Below are 18,902 nucleotides of genomic sequence, written 5' to 3'. Positions count from 1 at the left end.
CGGCAACCGGGGGCGTTCCAGGACGCGGCCGGCGTGCGAGCTGGGCATCCCGCCCCGCCGCGGCTCTATGAGAGGTGCGCGTGTCCGGTCCCAGCCAGGTCAAGGATGTCCCCATTCCGCCGATGGCCAGCGGCGGTCGCGCCGCGCTGATCGAGTACCTCGTCTCCGGCGCGCGTCCCGACAGCGACTGGAAGATCGGCACCGAGCACGAGAAGTTCGGCTTCCGCACCGACGACCTGCGCCCGCCCGCCTTCGACGGCGAGCGCGGCATCGAAGCCCTGCTCAAAGGCCTGACCCAGTTCGGCTGGACGCCGGTGGAAGAACACGGCCGGGTGATCGCGCTCAGCCGCGACCAGGCCTCGGTATCGCTGGAACCGGCGGGGCAGCTGGAACTGTCGGGCGCGCCGCTGGCGACGCTGCACGAGACCTGCGTGGAAGCGGCCACCCACCTGCGCGAAGTGCGCACCGTGGCCGAACCCATGGGCCTGGGCTTTTTGGGCATGGGCTTCCAGCCCAAGTGGCGCCGCGACGAAATGCCGTGGATGCCCAAGGGCCGCTACAAGATCATGCGCGAGTACATGCCCAAGGTCGGCAGCCTGGGCCTGGACATGATGACCCGCACCAGCACCGTGCAGGTCAATCTGGACGTGCGCAACGAAGTGGACATGGTGAAGAAGTTCCGCGTGTCGCTGGCGCTGCAGCCCATCGCCACCGCGCTGTTCGCCGACTCGCCCTTCACCGAGGGCAAGCCCAACGGCTACCTGTCCTACCGGTCGCACATCTGGACCGACACCGACCGCGACCGCACCGGCCTGCTCGACTTCGTGTTCGAGGACGGTTTCGGCTACGAGCGTTATGTCGACTATCTGCTCGACGTGCCCATGTACTTCGTCTACCGCGACGGCCAGTACATCGACGCCGCCGGGCAGTCGTTCCGCGACTTCCTGGACGCCAAGCTGCCGGCGTACCCGGACCAGCGCCCCACGCTGAAGGACTGGGCCGACCACACCACCACTGCGTTTCCGGAAGTGCGGCTGAAAAAGTACCTGGAAATGCGCGGCGCCGACTCCGGCCCCTGGAACCGCATCTGCGCCCTGTCGGCGTTCTGGGTCGGCCTGCTGTACGACAGCAGCGCGCTGGACGCGGCCTGGGACCTGGTCCTGGATTTCACCCCCGAAGAGCGCCACGCGCTGCGCGACGGCGTGCCCAAGCACGCGCTCAAGCTGCCGTTCCGCGACGGCACCGTGCTCGACCTGGCCAAGCGCGCGCTGGAGATTTCCGCGCACGGCCTGAAGCGGCGCGGCCAGCTCAACCACAACGGCGCCGACGAGTCGATCTACCTGGAACCGCTGCTGGAGTTCGCCGACCGCGGCCAGACGCCGGCCGAGCGCAAGCTGGAGCTGTTCCACGGCGCCTGGGGGGGCAGCGTGGATCCGGTGTTCAAAGAGTTTGCTTACTGAGCGGCCTCGCTCGCTGGCGGCCGCGTCACTTCTTTTGCTCGTCATCCCCGCGTACGCGGGGATCCAGCGCTTCATCCAGGCATGACTCTGAAGTCCCTGGATCCCCGCCTTCGCGGGGATGACGGCTCGGAGTTCGCTGCGAACCCGCCCACCGTCGTTCCCGCGAACGCGGGAACCCAGGGCTTCATCCAGGCATGACTCTAAAGTCCCTGGATCCCCGCCTTGGCGGGGATGACGTATCGAGGCGGTGCGGGCGTGCGTGAACCTCGCTCCCGACCAAACATCACCGCCCAGCCTCGCCCGCCGCCAACCGCTTGGCCAGCTGCCCGATCCGATCCAGCGCCGGCTTGTTCATCCGCCGCGCATACGCCGGCAGGCGCTTGGCCTTGGCCAGCGCGCTCGCGCACAACTCGCTCGCGCGTTCGCGTTCGTCCCAATCCGCCAGCGCCTGCGCATAGTAGGCGTGGGCCTCGAAGCCGCTGCTGTAGCCCACCAGCGCGTCGAACTCCTCGCGCGCCTTGGCGCGGTCGCCTTCGGCTGCGACCGCGCGCGCATAGGTCAGATGACCCTCGGGCGAACGGTAGTCGGGCTTGCGCTTGATCAGATCGTCGAGCAGTTCGCGCGCGCGCGGCGCATGGCCGCATTCCAGCAGCGCCTGCGCCAGCTTGACCTGGATGTCGGCGTCGTCGGCATGGATGCCCTTGAGCGCGGATTCGTAGTGAGTGGCCGCCTCCGACGCTCGGCCGCTGATCAGCAGCGCATCGGCCAGGCGCAGGCGGCGGTCGGTGGTGGCGGCGTCGGCGAAGGCCTCCTGCGCCTCGCGCAGTTCGCGGCTGGGATCCAGCGCGCGCTTGACCCCGCCGACCAGGGCGCGGCCCTGGCGGGTGTAGCGCATCTCCGGCAGCCAGATGGTCAGCGCGTAGATCACGCTGCCCAGCAGAGGGAACATGAAGAGGATCCCGAGCCAGTAGCGCTCCTGCCCGCTGCGCACGGCGTGGACGGCGAAGAACAGCGCCACCAGGACGTGGGCGCCCAAACCCAAAAACGGCATACGGTTTTCCCCTTGGCGCGATTCGCGCAGATCGCTAGTGTCGGCTGCCGGCGTTGCGCTGGCTAGCTCGTCTCGGCGCATCGAATGTGTGGCGGATTTTGTTACGAATGCAACCAAATCCGTGCTCCGGATTTGCTGCAACGCACAAGTTGCTGCTATAGCTAGCCGGATGAACGTCATGAACGACTCCAGCGACGAACCCTTGCGTGCGATCGACTTCGCGCCCACCGACGCCCTGCTGCGCGAAGACGTGAAAACCCTGGGCGCGCTGGTCGGTGAGATCCTGGCCGAGCAGCGCGGTCCGGCGTTCCTGGACGCGGTCGAGCGCCTGCGCCGCGCCGCGATCCGCCGGCGCGAATCCGACCGTCCCATCGCCGCGCTCGCCGACGCCCTGGCCGACATCGACCTGGATCAGGCCGCCGACCTCGTGCGCGCGTTCGCGACCTACTTCCAGGCGGTCAATCTGGCCGAGCGCGTGCACCGCATCCGCCGCCGCCGCGATTACGAGCGCAGCGGCGCCGGCGCCCAGCCCGGCGGCCTGCGCGACGTGCTGCTCACGCTCGCCCACGAAGGCGTGGGTGCCGACGAACTGGCCCAACTGCTGCCGCGCCTGCGCATCGAACCGGTGTTCACCGCCCACCCCACCGAGGCCGTGCGCCGCGCCTTGCTGGAGAAGGAGCGCCAGATCGTCGGCTGCCTGGTCGCCGACATCGACCGCGGCCGCACCCCGCCCGAGCGCCGCGCCGACCGCGAACGCATCCGCCTGGCCCTGACCGCGAGCTGGCAGACCGCCGAGGCGCCCGCGGCCAAGCCCAGCGTGGCCGACGAATTCGAGCACGTGGGCTTCTACCTGTCCGACGTGCTCTACCGCGTGCTACCGGTATTCTACGAAATGTTCGAGGAAGCGCTGCGCGAAGCCTATGGCGACGCGCCCGCGCTGCCCGAAGTGCTGGGCTTCGGCACCTGGGTCGGCGGCGACATGGACGGCAACCCCAACGTGGGCGCCGACACCATCGCCGCCACGCTGGCGGGGCAACGCGCGCTGGTGCTGCGCGCCTATCGCCGCGACCTGGACGCGCTGGGCGAACTGCTGAGCCAGTCGATCACGCGCGTGAACGTGGACGAAGCGGTGCTGGCGCGGGTAGAGGACTACCGCTACCAGCTGCCCAAGGCCGCCGCCGCGCTCAAGCCGCGCCACGCCGACATGCCTTACCGCAACCTGCTCAGCCTGATGTCGGCGCGCCTGCAGGCCACCGCCGACGAGAGCGTGCACGGCTACGGAGACGTGGTTGAATTCATCGCCGACATCGACGCGATCGAGCGCAGCCTGGCCGCGAACCAGGGCGGTCACGCCGGCGGCTTCGCGGTGCGGCGTCTGCGTCGGCGCGCGGAATGCTTCGGCTTCCAACTGGCGAGCCTGGACCTGCGCCAGGACTCGGCCACGCACGACGCCGCACTCGCCGCCCTGCTCGGCGACGCCGACTGGGAGCGCCGCTCCGCCGACGAGCGCGCGCGCCGCCTGCACGCGCTGCTCGATGGCAGCGCGCCGGTGAAGACCGACGGCAACGGCGCGGCCAAGCCCAGCCTGGACGTGTTCCGCGCGGTGGCGCGCCTGCGCCCGCGCTACGGCGAACGCGCCTTCGGCCCCTACATCGTCAGCATGAGCCGCAGCGCCGCCGATGCGCTGGTAGTGCTCGCGCTGGCGCGCGCGGCCGGTTGCGCCGACGCCCACGGCCGCGTGCCGCTGGACGTGGCGCCGCTGTTCGAAACCGTGGACGACCTCGACGCCGCCGCCGACACCTTGCGCGCCTTGTTCGCCGACCCCGTCTACCGCGCCCATCTGGACGCGCGCGGCGGCCGTCAGGTGGTGATGCTGGGTTACTCCGACAGTGCCAAGGACGGCGGCATGCTGGCCTCGCGCTGGGCGTTGCAGCAGACGCAGGTGGCGCTGACCGCGCTGGCCGCCGACAGCGGCGTGCGCATCGCCTTCTTCCACGGCCGCGGCGGTTCGATCAGCCGCGGCGGCGGCAAGACCGAGCGCGCGGTGATCGCCGCGCCGCGCGGGTCGGTCGACGGCTTCCTGCGTTTGACCGAGCAGGGCGAGGTCATCCACCGCAAGTACGGTATCCGCGCGATCGCGTTGCGCAACCTGGAGCAGACCGCCGGCGCGGTGCTGCGCGCCACCTTGCGGCCGCGCCCGCCGGAACCGCGCGAGGCGGCCTGGCGCGAGATCGCCTCGGAGCTGTCGGCCGATGCACGCGCGCACTACCGCGCGCTGGTGCACGAGGACGCGTCGTTCCCGGTCTACTTCCGCGCCGCCACGCCCATCGATGTGATCGAGCGGCTGCGCATCGGCTCGCGTCCGGCCAAGCGCGCCGGCAGCGGCGACATCGGCTCGCTGCGCGCGATCCCCTGGGTGTTCGCCTGGTCGCAGAACCGCGCCGGGCTCACCGCCTGGTACGGCGTGGGCACCGCGCTGGAGCGCGCACTGCAGCGCCACGGCCGCGAGGCGTTGGCCGAGATGGCGCGCGACTGGCCGTTCTTCAACACCCTGATCGACGACCTGGAGATGGTGTTGGCCAAGTCCGACCCGGCCATCTTCGAACGCTACTCCTTGCTCGCCGCCGGCCTGCCCGAGGGCGACCTGCACGCGCGCTTCCACCCCGGCATCGCCGCCGAGTTCCAGCGCACGCGCGAGGCGGTGCTGGCGATCAAGGGCAGTAGCGAACTGCTGGCCGGCGACCACCGCCTGCGCCAGTCGATCCGCCTGCGCAATCCCTACGTCGATCCGATCAGTTTGTTGCAGGTGGATCTGCTGGCGCGCTGGCGCGCGGCGGGGCGGCCGGACGATGCGCTGCAGCAGGCGTTGGTGGCGACGGTCAATGGCATTGCGGCAGGCGTGCAGAACACGGGGTAGGGCGGTAAGAGCAAAGCCCCCTAACCCCCCCCTTTTTTTTCAAAGGGGGGAACGTACTACGGAGCAGCGCAGCCAATCGGCGCCCCCTTTGCAAAAGGGGGCGGGCGCATAGCGCTGCACGTGGTCGGGTCATACCTGAGCGCGGGGGATTTGCCCCGCACTCGCGGCACACTCTGATACTATCCCCCAGTATCCAGCCCGACCCCGCTCGGAGCCCCATGCCGCACTCCCCGGAAGAAAAAAAACGCGTCCTCACTCGCGTCCGCCGCATCAAGGGCCAGACCGAGGCCCTGGAGCGCGCGCTGGAGCAGGGCAGCGAATGCGCGGCCGTGCTGCAGCAGATCGCCGCCATCCGCGGCGCCATCAACGGGCTGATGTCGGAAGTGTTGGAAAGCCATATCCGCGAGGAATTCGGCCAGGCCGTGTCCTCGCCGCAACACCGCAGCGCCAGCATCGACGAAGTCGCCGCGCTGGTGCGTTCGTACCTCAAATAGTTCCGCCGCACCGTCCACCGCCGCGTCGCCCTCGCGCGCCGCAGCCGCAATCGCAGGAGAGTCTTGCCATGAACCGCGTCATCAAGAGCCGCGCCGCCGTCGCCTTCGCCGCCGGCCAGCCGTTGCAGGTCGTCGAGATCGACGTCGAGCCGCCGCGCAAGGGAGAGGTGCTGGTGCGCATCCACGCCACCGGCGTCTGCCACACCGACGCGTTCACCCTCAGCGGCGACGACCCGGAAGGCCTGTTCCCGGTGGTGCTGGGCCACGAGGGCGGTGGCGTGGTGGTCGAAGTGGGCGAGGGCGTCACCAGCGTCAAGCCCGGCGACCACGTGATTCCGCTGTACACGGCCGAATGCCGGCAGTGCAAGTTCTGCCTGTCGGGCAAGACCAACCTGTGCCAGGCCGTGCGCGCCACCCAGGGCAAGGGCCTGATGCCCGACGGCAGCAGCCGCTTCAGCTACCAGGGCCAGCCCATCCATCACTACATGGGCTGCAGCACCTTCAGCGAGTACACCGTCGTGCCCGAAATCTCGCTCGCGGTGGTGAATCCCGAAGCCGAACTCGAGAAGGTCTGCCTGCTCGGCTGCGGCGTGACCACCGGCATCGGCGCGGTGCACAACACCGCCAAGGTCAAGGCCGGCGACACCGTCGCGGTGTTCGGCCTGGGCGGCATCGGTCTGGCAGTGATCCAGGGCGCGGTGCAGGCCAAGGCCGGCCGCATCATCGGCATCGACACCAACCCGGGCAAGTTCGAACTGGCCAAACAGATGGGCGCCACCGACTGCGTGAACCCCAAGGACCACGAACGCCCGATCCAGGACGTACTGGTGGAGATGACCGACGGCGGCGTCGACTTCAGCTTCGAATGCATCGGCAACGTGCAGGTCATGCGCGCCGCGCTGGAGTGCTGCCACAAGGGCTGGGGCGAGTCGGTGATCATCGGCGTGGCCGGCGCCGGCCAGGAAATCAGCACCCGCCCGTTCCAGCTGGTCACCGGCCGGGTCTGGCGCGGTTCGGCCTTCGGCGGCGTCAAGGGCCGCACCCAGCTGCCCGGCATGGTCGAGCAGGCGATGAAGGGCGAGATCGACCTGGACCCCTTCATCACCCACACCCTGCCGCTGGAGCGCATCAACGAAGCCTTCGATCTGATGCACGAAGGCAAGTCCATCCGCACCGTGATCCATTACTGACGTGGCGATGAAGAACGTTCAGGTCGTCGACAACGCCATCAACTGCGTCTACGACATATTCGCCGTGGAGGACGCAGACTTCGATCTGCTGTTCCCGCCCGGGCAGGATGTCGCCTTTGTCGATGAGGTACTGAAGCGGCATCCACCCCAGGCGCTCAAACCCGTTTTCGAGCGCATGTGGCGCCACCGCGTGCCCAAGCGCGACGTGGTCGGCCTGCACGGACTGCTGTACTACGACATGGAACACAAAAAGCCGTTCTACCCGCAGCGCGTGGACGAACTGGCGATCAATCCGAACGGATCCAAGCTGCGACCCTGATCATGCAACGAATCGAATCCCACGCCAGCCACGGCGGCATCCAGGACGTCTGGCAGCACGAATCGGCGGTGCTGGACTGCACGATGCGCCTGGGCGTCTACCTGCCGCCGCAGGCGCAGCAGGGCCGCTGCCCGGTGCTGTACTGGCTGTCGGGCCTGACCTGCAGCGAGCAGAACTTCATCACCAAGGCCGGCGCGCAGCGTTACGCCGCCGAGCACGGGCTAATCCTGGTCACGCCGGACACCAGCCCGCGCGGCGCCGATGTGGCCGATGCGCAGGCTTACGACCTGGGCCAGGGTGCGGGCTTCTACCTCAACGCCACCCAGGCGCCTTGGGCCGCGCACTACCGCATGCACGACTACGTGGCGCAGGAGCTGCCGGCCCTGATCGAAGCGCAGTTCCCAGCGACCGATGCGCGCGGCATCAGCGGCCATTCCATGGGCGGCCACGGCGCGCTGGTGCTGGCGCTGCGCAACCCGGGGCGCTACCGCAGCGTGTCGGCGTTCGCGCCCATCGTCGCGCCCTCGCGCGTGCCGTGGGGCGAGAAGGCGTTCGCTGCGTATCTGGGCGAGGATCGCGCGGCATGGCGCGAATGGGACGCCAGCGAGTTGGTCGCCGGCGCGAGCGAGCGGCTGCCCCTGCTGGTCGATCAAGGCGAAGGCGACGAGTTTCTCGCCAGCCAGCTGCAGCCTGAGCGGCTGCGCGCCGCATGCGAGGCGGCGGGGCATCCGCTGCGGCTACGGATGCGGGCCGGGTACGATCACAGCTACTACTTCATCGCCAGTTTCATCGGCGAGCATGTGGCGCATCATGCGGCGGCGTTGCGAGGGTAGGCGAAGCTGGTAGCGGGGGCAGGATTTGAACCTGCGATTCGCTGCCGGCATCGCGAAAGCAAATCCCCCTCAGTGCCCCTTTTTCAAAGGGGGAAGACAAGCAAGGGGAAAACCAGGGTGCGCCCCCTTTGCTGCGGTTCCCCCCTTTGAAAAAGGGGGGCTAGGGGGGATTTGCCTTGCCCTCAAGCCGCCGTAACGTCCCGCAGCTCCCACCCCGCGCCCGCCAGCAGGCGCATCCGGTGCTTCAGCACCGTCCCCGGGATCGACGAAGTCAGCACCAGATCGATATGCAGATCGTCCTGCTGCCCGTCCACGGTGGCCCCGGGATCGGTCGCGCCCAGCGAGGCATCGACCTCGTCCGGGTCGGGCTGCATCGCGCGCCAGCGTTCGAACAGGCGGTCGCTGCGCAACGCGTCCTGCAGTTGCTCGGCGAAGCCTTCGGCGCTGACCGCGGTGAACGACAACGCGGGCTCGCTGCCGCGTGCGCGTTGGGCGTCGGGAAGGCTGAGGTAGTAGCGGGTGGCCATCATGGCGTCTCGTGCGGGAACTGTCCTAAGCCTAGGACGGCAAACCTTCTTGGATTGTGAACGGGGCGCGTCGTACGGCGACCGCCGTTCGGTCGCCGGCCGGCCGGGCCCGAGCCCCGGACGAGGGCCGGTCCTGGCAACAGGCGCGGCGGCACCCCTTCCGCCGCGCCCGCCCTGCCTCAATCCTCGTGCCCGGCCTCGTCCAGCAGGCTATGCGGCGCATGCGCGCCATGGCCCTTGGGGCAGTGGCAGATCGCGGTGGGGCCGAACTCCACGCCGAAGGTCTGGCCGTCGCGGTGGCGCTGCCAATAGAAGTTCGGCGCCTTCTCGCCCTGGTTGCCGATCTCGGCCATGTCCGCGTCCACGTCGAACAGGCGGCCGTCGACCATCACGTAGCGCGTGTCGATGGTGGCGCGGATGTTCTGCAGCGGATTGTCGTTGAGCACCACCAGGTCGGCCTGCTTGCCCACCTCCAGCGAACCCAGCTGCTTGGACAGGCCGAGCAGGTCGGCGCCGTCGATGGTCGCCGCGCGCAGCGCCTCGAAGTTGCTGAAGCCGCCCTGGGTCAGCATCCAGATTTCCCAATTCGGCGACAGGCCCTGCAACTGGCCGTGGCCGCCCACCTGGATCTTGATGCCGGCGTCGCGCAGCTTCTTGGCCGACTTGGCCACCTCGATATGCCAGTAATCCCAATCCGGCGCGGTCTCGCGGCGGATCGAGCGCGCGTCCAGGGTCTCGCGCGGGAAGTAGCGGTTGAGCTTCTTGTCTTCCCACACGTTGTCGCGCGCGTACCACCAGTACTCGCCCGACAGGCCGCCGTAGCTCACCACCAGGGTCGGCGTGTTGCGCACGTCGGTCTGCCGCCACAGCTCCACCACGTCCTTGTACAGCGGCGCCACCGGCAGGTTGTGCTCGATGCTGGTCACGCCGTCCAGCACCATGGTCATGTTGTGGTGGAAGGTGGAACCGCCTTCCTCCACCACCAGCATGCCCAGCTCGCGCGCCGCCTGATCGATCTGCTGGCGCTGCTCGCGGCGCGGCTGGTTGTAGCTCTTGACCGAGAACGCGCCGTTGGCCTTCATCCGGCGCAGGTGGCTGCGCGCGTCTTCCAAAGAATTGACCACGGCTTTGAAGTCGCCGTCGGCGCCGTACAGGATGGTGCCGGTGGAGAACACGCGCGGGCCGACCATCTTGCCGGCCTTGACCAGCTCGGCCTCGGAGAACACGAACTCGGTGGTGGCCGAGGGGTCGTGCATGGTGGTCACGCCGAAGGCCAGGTTGGTGTAGTAGGCCCAGTTCTGCTGCGGCACCACGCCCTGGCCGAAATGCGCGGCATGCGCATGCACGTCCACGTAGCCGGGCACGATGGTCTTGCCGCTGGCGTCGATGCTGCGCGCGCCGGCCGGCACGGCCACCGAGGCCGACGGGCCCACGGCCACGATGGTGTCGCCGCGCACCACCACCGTACCGTCTTCGATCACCTCCTGCCCGCGCTCGGCATCGCGCATGGTCACGATGCGCGCGTGGGTGAAGGCCACCGTATCGGCCGGCGCGTTGACCGGCACGCTCAGGCCCACGGCGATGCCGCCGTCGTTGCTGGGCTTGGGCAACTCTTTCGGCGCGCCCGGCAGGAAGGCGAAGCTCTGGCGCAGATCGCGCGAGTAATAGCGGTCGCCCACCATCCAATGCAGCGATTGCGAATCCGCGCTCCAGTGCAGGTAGCTGCCCACGTCGGCGCTGACCTGGGTGACCGGCATGGCCTTGCTGTCCTTGGACAGCTCCACCGCGGTGCCGGTGGCCACCAGCGGCGCGACGTAGGCGTTGAACAGTTCGGTGAAGGCGATCCACTTGCCGTCGGGGCTCAGGCTCACCGAGTCCACGTACTTCAGGCTGTAGACCTCGCGCGGCTCCTCGCCGTGCAGGCCCACCGACATCAGCTTCTTCTTCAGGCCGCCGCCGGTGAGGTAGTACACGCGGCTGCCGTCGGCGCTGAACTGCGGCGCCTCGCCGCTCTCGGCCACGCGCACCGCCGCGCCGCCGTCGGCCGGCATCACGTAGATGCCCTGCTCGCGCGACCACAGGCTGCCGGTCAGGCCGCTGCCGCCGGTCTTGGCGTAGACGATGCGGCGGCCGTCGGGCGAGAAGCGCGCGCCGTAGTAGAAGCCCGGCTCGCGGGTGATCTTGCGCGCGCCGCCGCCGCTGGCGTCGGCCACCATGATCGCGCTGAGGTCTTGATCGGACCAGGTGGTGTACAGCAGCTTGCGGCCGTCGGCGCTGAAGCTGGGCTGGTACTCGTAGCGGCTGTCGTCGCGGCTGATGCGCTCGGGCGCGCCGTCGGGCAGGCGCTTGCGCCAAAGGTGGCCCACGGCGTGGAAGATCAGGGTCTTGCCGTCGGCGCTGGTGGCCACGTCGCGGATCATCTTCGGCGTGAAGCGGCCTTCGTCCAGCGTCTGCTCGAAGCGCAGCGGCGCGGTCACGGTCTGTTCGACCTGCGCGCTGAAGGGCAGGTTGCGCGCCTGGCCGCTGGCCATGTCCACGCGCCACAGCTTGCCCTGCGCCCAGATCACCACCGCGCGCGAGTCCGGCGTCCAATCGAAATTGGCGTAGGGGCCGAAGATCGCCCACGCCTCCTGCTGATCGTGCGACAGGCCGTCCCAGACCGGGCGCACCAGGCCGCTGTCCAGGTCCAGCACGTGCAGCACGCTCTTGTCGCGGATGCGCTTGACGAACGCCAGCGACTTGCCGTCCGGCGAAGGCTGCGGCCGCACCGCGCCGCCGGCCGTGGCCACCAGGGTCTGGCTCTTGCCGGTCTGGCGGTCCAGGCGCTTGATCGCGTAGACGGTGTCGTGGACGTTCTTGTTGTACTGGAAGGTCGGGCCGCCGCTCACGTCCTCGGAGTAGTAGACGTAGCGGCCGTCGGGCGAGACCGCCGGTTCGCCCAGGTCCTGCTGGTCGTTCTTCTGCTTGGTCAGCTGCAGACCGCCGCCGCCGCCGGCGGCGTGATACAGCCACAGCTCGCCGGCGCCGAGCGAACGCTCGCCGGTGAAGTGCTTGCGGCCGACCAGGTACTGGCCGTCGGGCGTCCAGGCCGGGTTGTTGAGCAGGCGGAAGTCTTCCTTGGTCACCTGCACCGGCTGGCTGCCGTCGGCGCGGATGCGCCACAGGTTGTTGCCGCCGCCGCGGTCGGAAGTGAAGGCCAGTTCGCGGCCGTCGGGCGACCAGCGCGGCTGCACGTCCCAGGCCGGGCCGCTGGTCACGCGCTGGGCGCTGCCGCCGGCGATGGGCAGGCGGTACAGGTCGCCCAGCAGCGAGAACGCGATCTCGCGGCCGTCGGGCGACACGTCCACGTCCATCCAGGTGCCTTCGTCGGTGTCGAAGCGCACGCTCTTGGTCGGGCCGTGCGCGGCCGACACGTCCCACTTCTTGTCGTCCTTGCCGTCGCCGGGCTTGCTGGCGCCCTTGGCGGTCTGCGCCGAGGCGCGCGCCGGATCGTTGCCGGCCGGTTCCAGCGCGTCCTGTTCGAGCTGCGCTTTGTCGGCCTGGTCCTTGTCCTGCGGTGCAGGCGGTGCCGGCTGCGGCGCGGGCGGGTTCTGGGCGAGGGCCGGGGTGGCGGCGAGGGCGCTGGCGAGCGCCAGGGCGAGCAGACGGTGGTTGGGCATCGGGTCGGTGGTGTGCGGACGAAGGCTGAGCCTAACCGCAGCGGAGGCGCCGGCCCCGGGTCGAAAGTCGTGTGCGGGTGTGACGGGGCACTAAAGCCAATCCCCCTCAATCCCCCTTTTCCAAACGAGGAAAGCCAAAAGCAAAAGGCGGGCTGCAAGGTGGTTTCGATTCACCACGCCAGCAGTTCCCCCCCCTTTGAAAAAAGGGGGCTAGGGGGGGATTTGCTCCTACCCCCGCAGCACCATCCCCCTCAATCCTCGAACTTGCTCCCACCCTCCGCCGCAAACCCCGCCGCCACACCGCCCTTGCCGATGTTGACCATGCTGGTCAGGCTCATCACCGCCTCGAACAACTCCACGTTGTGCTCGCGGCAGGTGTCGCGCAGGCGCTCGTAGCCGGGCAGGGCGCGCATCTCCTCGAGCTCGCCGCCGTAGCTCAGGCACATCGTCGGCGTCATCAGCCCGCCGCGCACGCGCTTGCCGCAATGCTCGAACAGCTTCTGCGCCGCGGTCTCGAAGCCCTTGATCTTGGCCACCGGCCCGGTCTCGCCGCGGTTGCAGTGCAACACCGGCTTGATGTCGAGCATGGTGCCCAGCGTGGCGCTGAGCAGGCTCACGCTGCGGTCGCCGCGCACCCGGGTACGCGCGCGGATGTAGTTCAGATCGCGCGGAATCAGATAGCCCTGGGTGTGCAGCGCCAGGTTCTCCAGCCGCGCGCGGATCTTGGGCGCGCCCTCGCCGGCGTCGCGCAGGCGCACGGCCTCCACCGGCAGGATGCCCTGCGCGGCGAACAGGTTCTGCGAATCGATCACCCGCAGCGCGAACGGGGTGTTGTTGCCGGCGGCCATGCGCACCGGCTTGTAGTCGTTGAGGATCGCGAAGCTGGCCTGGTTGGCGTTGTCGTAGATCGGACTGCGCGTCTTGGTGATCGTCATGCAGAACACGTAGTCGTAGTCGATCGCCAGCTGGCTCACGAACAGGTCGCGCACCTGTTGCACCGTGAACGGCGTGGTCTCGGCCTCGAAGCCGCGTTCGGCCAGGTGGGTCTGCAGGAAGTGCAGGGTGGCTTCGGGGTTGCGGTGGTCGGTCAGCACGGCCTCGCCGATGCGGACCGTGACCGGCAACAGGTGGATATCGTGCGCTTGCAGGTATTCCGACGGCAGGTCACAGGCCGAGTCGACCACGAGTCCGATGCGCATAGTCCCCCCCCGGGTGTTGGCGCCAAGACGTTTCGAATTGTGACAGCCAGCATACCTGCAGGGCGGCAAGGCCGTGTCTAGAGCCGGAATCGCCTCGGGGGACGGCGTTCAGGCTTGGCGCTGCACCGCCACCGGCAATGTGCTGACTCTGCGCATTTCCGCATCCTCGAGCACGCCGGGGTCGGCCAGTGCGGCCAGGGCGAAGGCGTGCGCGTCGTTGCCCCAGAACATGGCGCCGTCGAAGGCCAGGGTGGGCACGCCGTACACGCCGGCGGCGATCGCCGCCTCGGTGTTGGCGCGCAGCGCGGCCTTGGCCGCCTCGCCGCCGATCGCCTCGGGCGCCACGCCCAAGGCCGCCGCCAGCGGCGCCAGCGCTTCCACGCTGTCGCCGGCGCGGCCCTGGCCCCAGATCCAGTCGAACACCGCGTCCACCGCCTCGGGCGTGGCGCCCGCGGCCAGGCACAGGCGCAGCGCCGCCAGCGGATTGAACGGGTGCGCGGGCGGGAAGCGCAGCGTCACCCCTTCCTGCCGCGACTGCCACAGCACGTGGCGGTAGGTGAACTCGCGCTTGCCCGGTATCTCGGCCGGCCCCTTCTGCCCCAGCGCATGCAGCACCGCGCCGAACACGATCGGCACCGGCCGCAGCGTATGCGCGCTGCGCGTCAGCGGCTTCACCTTCTGCCACTGCAAATAGGAGAAGGGCGAGATGAAATCGAAGTACCAGTCGATATGCATGGCGATGGCCTCAGCGCCACGCGGCCAGGATGGTGCCGTAGGCGATGAACTGCAGGATGTGGTAGCCCGAATCGATCATCCACAGCTTCAGGCTGCGCTGGGCGAAGGCGTAATTGATGCCGAAGCTCATCGCCACGAAGAACAGGCCGACCACGAAGCCCAGGCCGAAGCCGTCGGCCGCGCGCGCGTTCGTCGGCAGCATCAGCGCGAAGATCAGCGCCGACAGCAGGCTGCAGCCGAAGGCGATGGCGAAGATGCGCGCCGGGTGCCCCGGCTTGCTGTCCGGGTCCATGCCGGCCTCGCGGCACCAGGCCTTCTTGAACAAGGGGCCGTACCAGATCCCGCCCAGCAGGAACGCGGACGCGGCGGCGGCGATCACCGCCAGCCAGTTGAATTCCATCGGGGGCAGGGTCATGGGTGGCGCTCTCCAGGGCGGGCCGGCGTCAGCAGCCGACGGATTCGTAAGTGGATACCGCGTGCAGCAGTTCGCCTTCCCTGGCTTGCGACGACAGCAGCAGCGTCGGTCGCGACACGTTGTAATGGTCGGTGAGATCGAAGATCAGGTCGAGCTTGCCGTCGCGGTCCAGGTCGCCGGCGAAGATCAACGTCGGCGAGGCGTCGTCGCCCAGCCGCAGGACGCCCTGCTCGCGCAGGCCCGGCATGTGCGCCAGCACCTGTTCGGTGCCCGGCGCCACCAGCCGGATCGTGCAGGAGCGCGCGAAGGCCCCATCGTCGTCGGGCGAGCACTCGCTGCGGATGCGGTAGGCAGCGCCGGCAAATTCGAAGCGGTCGTCCGGCGCATGGCCGGCTTCGCCGCGCTGCAGCATGCGCGCCGCGCTCACCGGCCCGGCGCCCAGGCCGCCGCCGCGCAGGTAGGCCACCACCTGGGCGCCCTCGGCGTCCGGGTCCGGCTCCAGCGCCGAGGCCACCCGTTTGCCCGTGCGCTCGCCGGGCTCGTCGCCGATCGGGTCTTCCACCGCCTCCACCCGCAGCCGGGTCTGGGTCAGCGACGCCCGGCCGTCGGCCACGCGCAGCGCCAGCCAGGTCTCGCCATCGCGGCCCACCGGCTCGTCGCCATGGAACTGCCCCGGCGGTTGCAGCGCCAGGGCGGCGGCCATCAGCAGCGGCGTCAGCGCAGCGGGCATGGCGTGGGTCCTGGCGGCGGGGCGGGAGCGCACAGCATACGGCGGCGGGCGGGGGCTTGTGGCGGGCCGGGCCCGGGCCGACACTGGCAGCGACGCGGGGGGCCGATGAAACCAGTCTGGATCGCGGCGTGCTGGCTGTTGCTGTGTCTCCCCTGCCTGCCGGCGTGGGCCGACGGCATCGTGCGCGTGGAGCGCCTGGCCCAGCCCCAGCCGCTGACCTCGCCCGAACGACTGCGCGACCTGCCCGACAGCGCGTTCACCGCCGAACCCGACGCCCGCCAGCTGCGCAGCGCCCGCGACGGCCGCGGCGCCTGGCGCCTGCGCCCGGAGTCCTCCGAAGAGTCGCGCGTGCTGCTGGTCTACCACCCCTTCAGCGCCCAGGTGACCGTGGCCGCGCCGCCGGACTACCTGCCGCGCACCGCCACCATCTTCGACGCCGACCCCAGCCCCGCCCATTCGCGCCGCGCGCTGGCCTTCCCGCTGACCGCCGCCGGGCCCGTCTACGTGAGCGTGCAAGGCGCGCGCTACCCGCTGCAGGTGGCCGTGCGCACCAGCGCCGACTACGCCGTGGAAGACCACGCCCACGTACGCGTGCTGTGGCTGAGCATGGGCGTGCTGATCGCCGTGTCGCTGGTGGTGCTGCTGTTCTGGACCCAGCTGCGCGAGCGCGTCTACCTGCTGTTCTCCGCCAGCATGCTGCTGCAACTGCTGTACGTGCTGTGCGCCTACGGCGACGCCTACACCCTGCCGGCGCTGGCCTGGCTGGGCCGCTTCGGCGTGGCCGGCATCTGGTTCGTGGCCACGTCCTCCACCATCGTCACCGTGCTGTTCCTGATCGAATTCGCCGACCTGCGCCCGCGCGCGCCCTGGCTCACCCGCGCGCTGCTGGTCGTCGGCGCCTGGCTGCCGTTGCTCATGCTGGCGTTGCTGGTATCGCCCTGGCCCGCGAACAAGGCCTGGTTCCCGCCGCTGGGCAACGGCCTGCTCATGCTGGCCAACCTGCTGGCGGTGATCGCCCTGTTCCTGGTCTGGCTGCGCGGCGGCCGCCACGCCGGCTTCGTGCTGATCGCCTGGGTGCCGCTGGTCACCGTGTCCACCGCGCGCGCCATGCAGCTCAGCGCCGGCGTGCCGCTCACCCCGTTGCTGGAATACGGCCTGCCGATGATGCAGGCCTTCGCCGCCGTGGTGCTGGTGCTGGGCCTGGCCGACCGCATGCTCACCTTCCGCCGCGAACGCGACGTGGCCCAGCTGCACGCCGAACACGACGCCCTCACCGGCGTGCTCAACCGCGCCGGCATCATCAACCGCCTGGACCGCGCCGTGGCCGACGCGCGCCGCAAGCGCCAGCCCCTGTCCGTGCTGTTCCTGGACCTGGACCACTTCAAGGCCATCAACGACCGCTACGGCCACCCCGTGGGCGACGCCTGCCTGTGCGCCGTCACCGAAAGCATCCACTCCGAAACCATGCCCGCCTACCAGCTGGGCCGCATCGGCGGCGAGGAATTCCTGCTGCTGCTCCCCGGCATCGGCCGCCTGGCCGCGCGCGACACCGCCGAACAGATCCGCCGCAAGGTCGAACGCCGCTGCGGCGAAGTCAAAGGCATGCCCGTCGCCCTGACCCTGAGCATAGGCGTGGTCGAAAGCGGCCCCGACGACAGCGCCGCCAGCCTGATCCAACGCGCCGACGCCGCCATGTACACCGCCAAACACGAAGGCCGCAACCGCGTCGTCCTGCTCGACACCCAACTCACCCCCACCGCCTTGGGGTAGGGGCGGCGTAAGCCGCGACCACGCCCCCGCGCCCGCCGAACACCACGCTGCCCGCTGTAGGAGCTGCGCAAGCTGCGACCGCGACTGCGCACCCACGACGCTCCCCCGCTACCCGTCTCCCCCACCCACCCCACATACTGCCCACCGCCCGCACCGCAGCCGGCACACAGGGGAAACACAACAATGGGGAAGCACCTCTGCGCCCTGGCGCTACTGGCCGCATCGGCCACCGCCACGGCGCAAACCGAAAACTACAAACACGTCGGCTCGCTCGAATCCGCCGGCCAGCTCGACAAAGACCACTACAGCTTCTCCTACCTCGCCCCCAGCAACACCTACAGCGATATCGAGTGGGAGCAGTACCGCGACAAGAAAGAAAAGCGCAACACCGTCATGGTCATCGGCCTGAGCGGCTACGACACCTACGCCCTGAGCGTGCTCTACAAAGGCCAGGCCGACGCCGGCCAAACCGCGCTCGACGCCGCCACACAGCGCTACCCCAGCGCCGACTTCGCCCTCACCGACCTCAACCCCGCCTGCGCCACCACACCCACGGACAAGCCCTTCGCCCTGGACGGCCGCATGTACACCTTCCTGGCCGTGTGCATCGACCAGCGCTCGCGCGCCGTCTACGAAGTCGGCATCTCCTGGCGCTCCTTGATCCTGGCCATGAAGTCCATCGACCGCGTGGCCGAAGAATCGGCCGCCTGCGCCGAACAAAAACGCAACGACCCCCAGGCCCGCTGCCCCGATTACCTGGGCACTTACTCCGCCGCCTACCGCAAGGTGCTGAGCACCTTCGCCATGAAGGGCAAGTAACAGCACCAAGCCCCTAGCGCTATTGAGCCCCTCCCCCGCTTCGCGGGAGAGGGGTTGGGGTGAGGGCACGCGAACTGACCCCATTGCGTCGCCACTTACGAAGCACCCACCTAGCCTCACCCTGCGACAAACCGGTACCCCCTTGAGCCGCACCGCACCACCCTCAACACCGCCACCCCACCGCGACCAGTAAAGTCCCCCCAGACTCACCGCCAAATCGCGAGGCACCCCCCATGCACCGATTCGCCCCCCTACTGGCCCTCACCGCCCTACTAGCAGCCGCCCCCGCCTTCGCCGCCCCGTCCACCCAGTCCCCCCTCATCGGCCGCTGGTCCCTGGACGTCACCACCCTCCCCATGCCCGCGGCCGTACGCCCCCAGCGCGTAGACCTCGAATTCCGCACCGCCGCCAACCACCAATGGACCACCCGCGTCGACATCGTCGACCAGGCCGGCGCCAAGATGCACTCCGAATCCACCCTCGCCCTCGACGGCACCCCCGGCCGCGCCACCGGCACCTACTGGGTCGACGTCCTCGCCGCCTACATGCCCAAACCCGACGTCCTGGTCATGCAGTTCGTCTACGAAAAAATCCCCCGCTCCACCCGCGTCTACACCGTCAGCGACGACGGCAACGTGCTCACCGAAACCGAAACCTACTTCACCTCCGACGGCACCCCGAAGATGCGCATCGCGCATTTCTCGCGCGCGGCCGCCGCGCCCTGACCGCGCCGCCCGACCAGGGCGCCGTGCCCACCATCGCCCGCCCGCAGGTGTAAAGTCGG

Annotated in this window: 16 protein-coding genes; 9 read left to right on the top strand and 7 right to left on the bottom strand. The window is 69.5% G+C overall.

Annotation, left to right across the window (positions count from 1 at the left end):
• Window positions 1–80 precede the first annotated feature (80 nt).
• Window positions 81–1,460 (top strand): glutamate--cysteine ligase, encoded by a 1,380-nt coding sequence (locus tag DX914_RS19435; RefSeq protein WP_425480707.1) that lies wholly within the window; start codon window positions 81–83, stop codon window positions 1,458–1,460.
• Between the two features lie 283 nt (window positions 1,461–1,743).
• Here the strand turns inward: DX914_RS19435 and DX914_RS19430 are convergent, their stop codons facing one another.
• Complete coding sequence (locus DX914_RS19430; RefSeq protein WP_158549409.1) at window positions 1,744–2,511, bottom strand: tetratricopeptide repeat protein; 768 nt, start codon at window positions 2,509–2,511, stop codon at window positions 1,744–1,746.
• Between the two features lie 178 nt (window positions 2,512–2,689).
• Here DX914_RS19430 and ppc point away from each other — a divergent pair, with 178 nt between their 5' ends.
• The 5 genes from ppc (at window position 2,690) to fghA (ending at window position 8,264) form a co-directional block, all read left to right on the top strand.
• Window positions 2,690–5,428 (top strand): phosphoenolpyruvate carboxylase, encoded by a 2,739-nt coding sequence (gene ppc / locus DX914_RS19425; protein ID WP_196778970.1) that lies wholly within the window; start codon window positions 2,690–2,692, stop codon window positions 5,426–5,428.
• Between the two features lie 218 nt (window positions 5,429–5,646).
• Window positions 5,647–5,922, top strand: coding sequence for a formaldehyde-responsive transcriptional repressor FrmR (frmR, locus tag DX914_RS19420; RefSeq protein WP_115861937.1), 276 nt, complete (start codon window positions 5,647–5,649; stop codon window positions 5,920–5,922).
• Window positions 5,923–6,002: 80 nt separating this feature from the next.
• Window positions 6,003–7,112 (top strand): S-(hydroxymethyl)glutathione dehydrogenase/class III alcohol dehydrogenase, encoded by a 1,110-nt coding sequence (locus DX914_RS19415; RefSeq protein ID WP_115862104.1) that lies wholly within the window; start codon window positions 6,003–6,005, stop codon window positions 7,110–7,112.
• Window position 7,113: 1 nt separating this feature from the next.
• Entirely contained in the window at window positions 7,114–7,431 is a 318-nt protein-coding gene (locus tag DX914_RS19410) for a hypothetical protein (RefSeq protein WP_196778969.1), read from the top strand.
• A 2-nt stretch (window positions 7,432–7,433) separates the two neighbouring features.
• Window positions 7,434–8,264: an S-formylglutathione hydrolase gene (fghA, locus tag DX914_RS19405; protein WP_115861933.1), complete on the top strand. Its 831-nt coding sequence runs from the start codon at window positions 7,434–7,436 to the stop codon at window positions 8,262–8,264.
• A gap of 182 nt (window positions 8,265–8,446) precedes the next feature.
• On the opposite strand, the gene DX914_RS19400 is transcribed toward fghA, so the two are convergent.
• From DX914_RS19400 to DX914_RS20325, 6 genes are all read right to left on the bottom strand, one after another.
• A complete protein-coding gene (locus DX914_RS19400; RefSeq protein WP_115862102.1) occupies window positions 8,447–8,791 on the bottom strand; it encodes a hypothetical protein in 345 nt (114 codons plus the stop codon).
• 179 nt (window positions 8,792–8,970) lie between these two features.
• On the bottom strand, window positions 8,971–12,450 hold the full coding sequence (locus DX914_RS19395) for an amidohydrolase family protein (RefSeq protein WP_115861931.1): 3,480 nt from the start codon (window positions 12,448–12,450) through the stop codon (window positions 8,971–8,973).
• Window positions 12,451–12,701: 251 nt separating this feature from the next.
• Window positions 12,702–13,649: a DegV family protein gene (locus DX914_RS19390; RefSeq protein WP_115861929.1), complete on the bottom strand. Its 948-nt coding sequence runs from the start codon at window positions 13,647–13,649 to the stop codon at window positions 12,702–12,704.
• Between the two features lie 108 nt (window positions 13,650–13,757).
• A complete protein-coding gene (locus tag DX914_RS19385) occupies window positions 13,758–14,384 on the bottom strand; it encodes a 2-hydroxychromene-2-carboxylate isomerase (protein ID WP_115861927.1) in 627 nt (208 codons plus the stop codon).
• Between the two features lie 10 nt (window positions 14,385–14,394).
• Entirely contained in the window at window positions 14,395–14,799 is a 405-nt protein-coding gene (locus DX914_RS19380) for a DUF1761 domain-containing protein (protein ID WP_115861925.1), read from the bottom strand.
• A 28-nt stretch (window positions 14,800–14,827) separates the two neighbouring features.
• Window positions 14,828–15,529, bottom strand: coding sequence for a hypothetical protein (locus DX914_RS20325; RefSeq protein ID WP_158549408.1), 702 nt, complete (start codon window positions 15,527–15,529; stop codon window positions 14,828–14,830).
• A 105-nt stretch (window positions 15,530–15,634) separates the two neighbouring features.
• On the opposite strand from DX914_RS20325, the gene DX914_RS19375 reads away from it, so the two are divergent.
• From DX914_RS19375 to DX914_RS20320, 3 genes are all read left to right on the top strand, one after another.
• Window positions 15,635–17,299 carry a GGDEF domain-containing protein gene (locus tag DX914_RS19375; protein WP_158549407.1) on the top strand — a complete coding sequence of 555 codons (1,665 nt, stop codon included), beginning with the start codon at window positions 15,635–15,637 and terminating at the stop codon, window positions 17,297–17,299.
• Between the two features lie 183 nt (window positions 17,300–17,482).
• Complete coding sequence (locus DX914_RS19370; RefSeq protein ID WP_115861921.1) at window positions 17,483–18,118, top strand: hypothetical protein; 636 nt, start codon at window positions 17,483–17,485, stop codon at window positions 18,116–18,118.
• 233 nt (window positions 18,119–18,351) lie between these two features.
• Window positions 18,352–18,843: a LuxR family transcriptional regulator gene (locus DX914_RS20320; protein ID WP_115861919.1), complete on the top strand. Its 492-nt coding sequence runs from the start codon at window positions 18,352–18,354 to the stop codon at window positions 18,841–18,843.
• Window positions 18,844–18,902 lie beyond the last annotated feature (59 nt).

It is taken from the genome of Lysobacter silvisoli (assembly GCF_003382365.1).
Taxonomy (GTDB): Bacteria; Pseudomonadota; Gammaproteobacteria; order Xanthomonadales; family Xanthomonadaceae; genus Lysobacter; species Lysobacter silvisoli.
The sequence above is the reverse complement of the archived record's forward strand: the minus strand, read 5'-3'. Positions and strand labels throughout refer to the sequence as shown.

Coding starts and splice junctions, on each gene's coding strand:
- DX914_RS20325 (WP_158549408.1), bottom strand. CDS start 15,529: ATGCCCGCTGCGCTGACGCCGCTGCTGATGGCCGCCGCCCTGGCGCTG.
- DX914_RS19375 (WP_158549407.1), top strand. CDS start 15,635: ATGAAACCAGTCTGGATCGCGGCGTGCTGGCTGTTGCTGTGTCTCCCC.
- fghA (WP_115861933.1), top strand. CDS start 7,434: ATGCAACGAATCGAATCCCACGCCAGCCACGGCGGCATCCAGGACGTC.
- DX914_RS19395 (WP_115861931.1), bottom strand. CDS start 12,450: ATGCCCAACCACCGTCTGCTCGCCCTGGCGCTCGCCAGCGCCCTCGCC.
- ppc (WP_196778970.1), top strand. CDS start 2,690: ATGAACGACTCCAGCGACGAACCCTTGCGTGCGATCGACTTCGCGCCC.
- frmR (WP_115861937.1), top strand. CDS start 5,647: ATGCCGCACTCCCCGGAAGAAAAAAAACGCGTCCTCACTCGCGTCCGC.
- DX914_RS19370 (WP_115861921.1), top strand. CDS start 17,483: ATGGGGAAGCACCTCTGCGCCCTGGCGCTACTGGCCGCATCGGCCACC.
- DX914_RS19430 (WP_158549409.1), bottom strand. CDS start 2,511: ATGCCGTTTTTGGGTTTGGGCGCCCACGTCCTGGTGGCGCTGTTCTTC.
- DX914_RS19400 (WP_115862102.1), bottom strand. CDS start 8,791: ATGGCCACCCGCTACTACCTCAGCCTTCCCGACGCCCAACGCGCACGC.
- DX914_RS19380 (WP_115861925.1), bottom strand. CDS start 14,799: ATGACCCTGCCCCCGATGGAATTCAACTGGCTGGCGGTGATCGCCGCC.
- DX914_RS20320 (WP_115861919.1), top strand. CDS start 18,352: ATGCACCGATTCGCCCCCCTACTGGCCCTCACCGCCCTACTAGCAGCC.
- DX914_RS19390 (WP_115861929.1), bottom strand. CDS start 13,649: ATGCGCATCGGACTCGTGGTCGACTCGGCCTGTGACCTGCCGTCGGAA.
- DX914_RS19385 (WP_115861927.1), bottom strand. CDS start 14,384: ATGCATATCGACTGGTACTTCGATTTCATCTCGCCCTTCTCCTATTTG.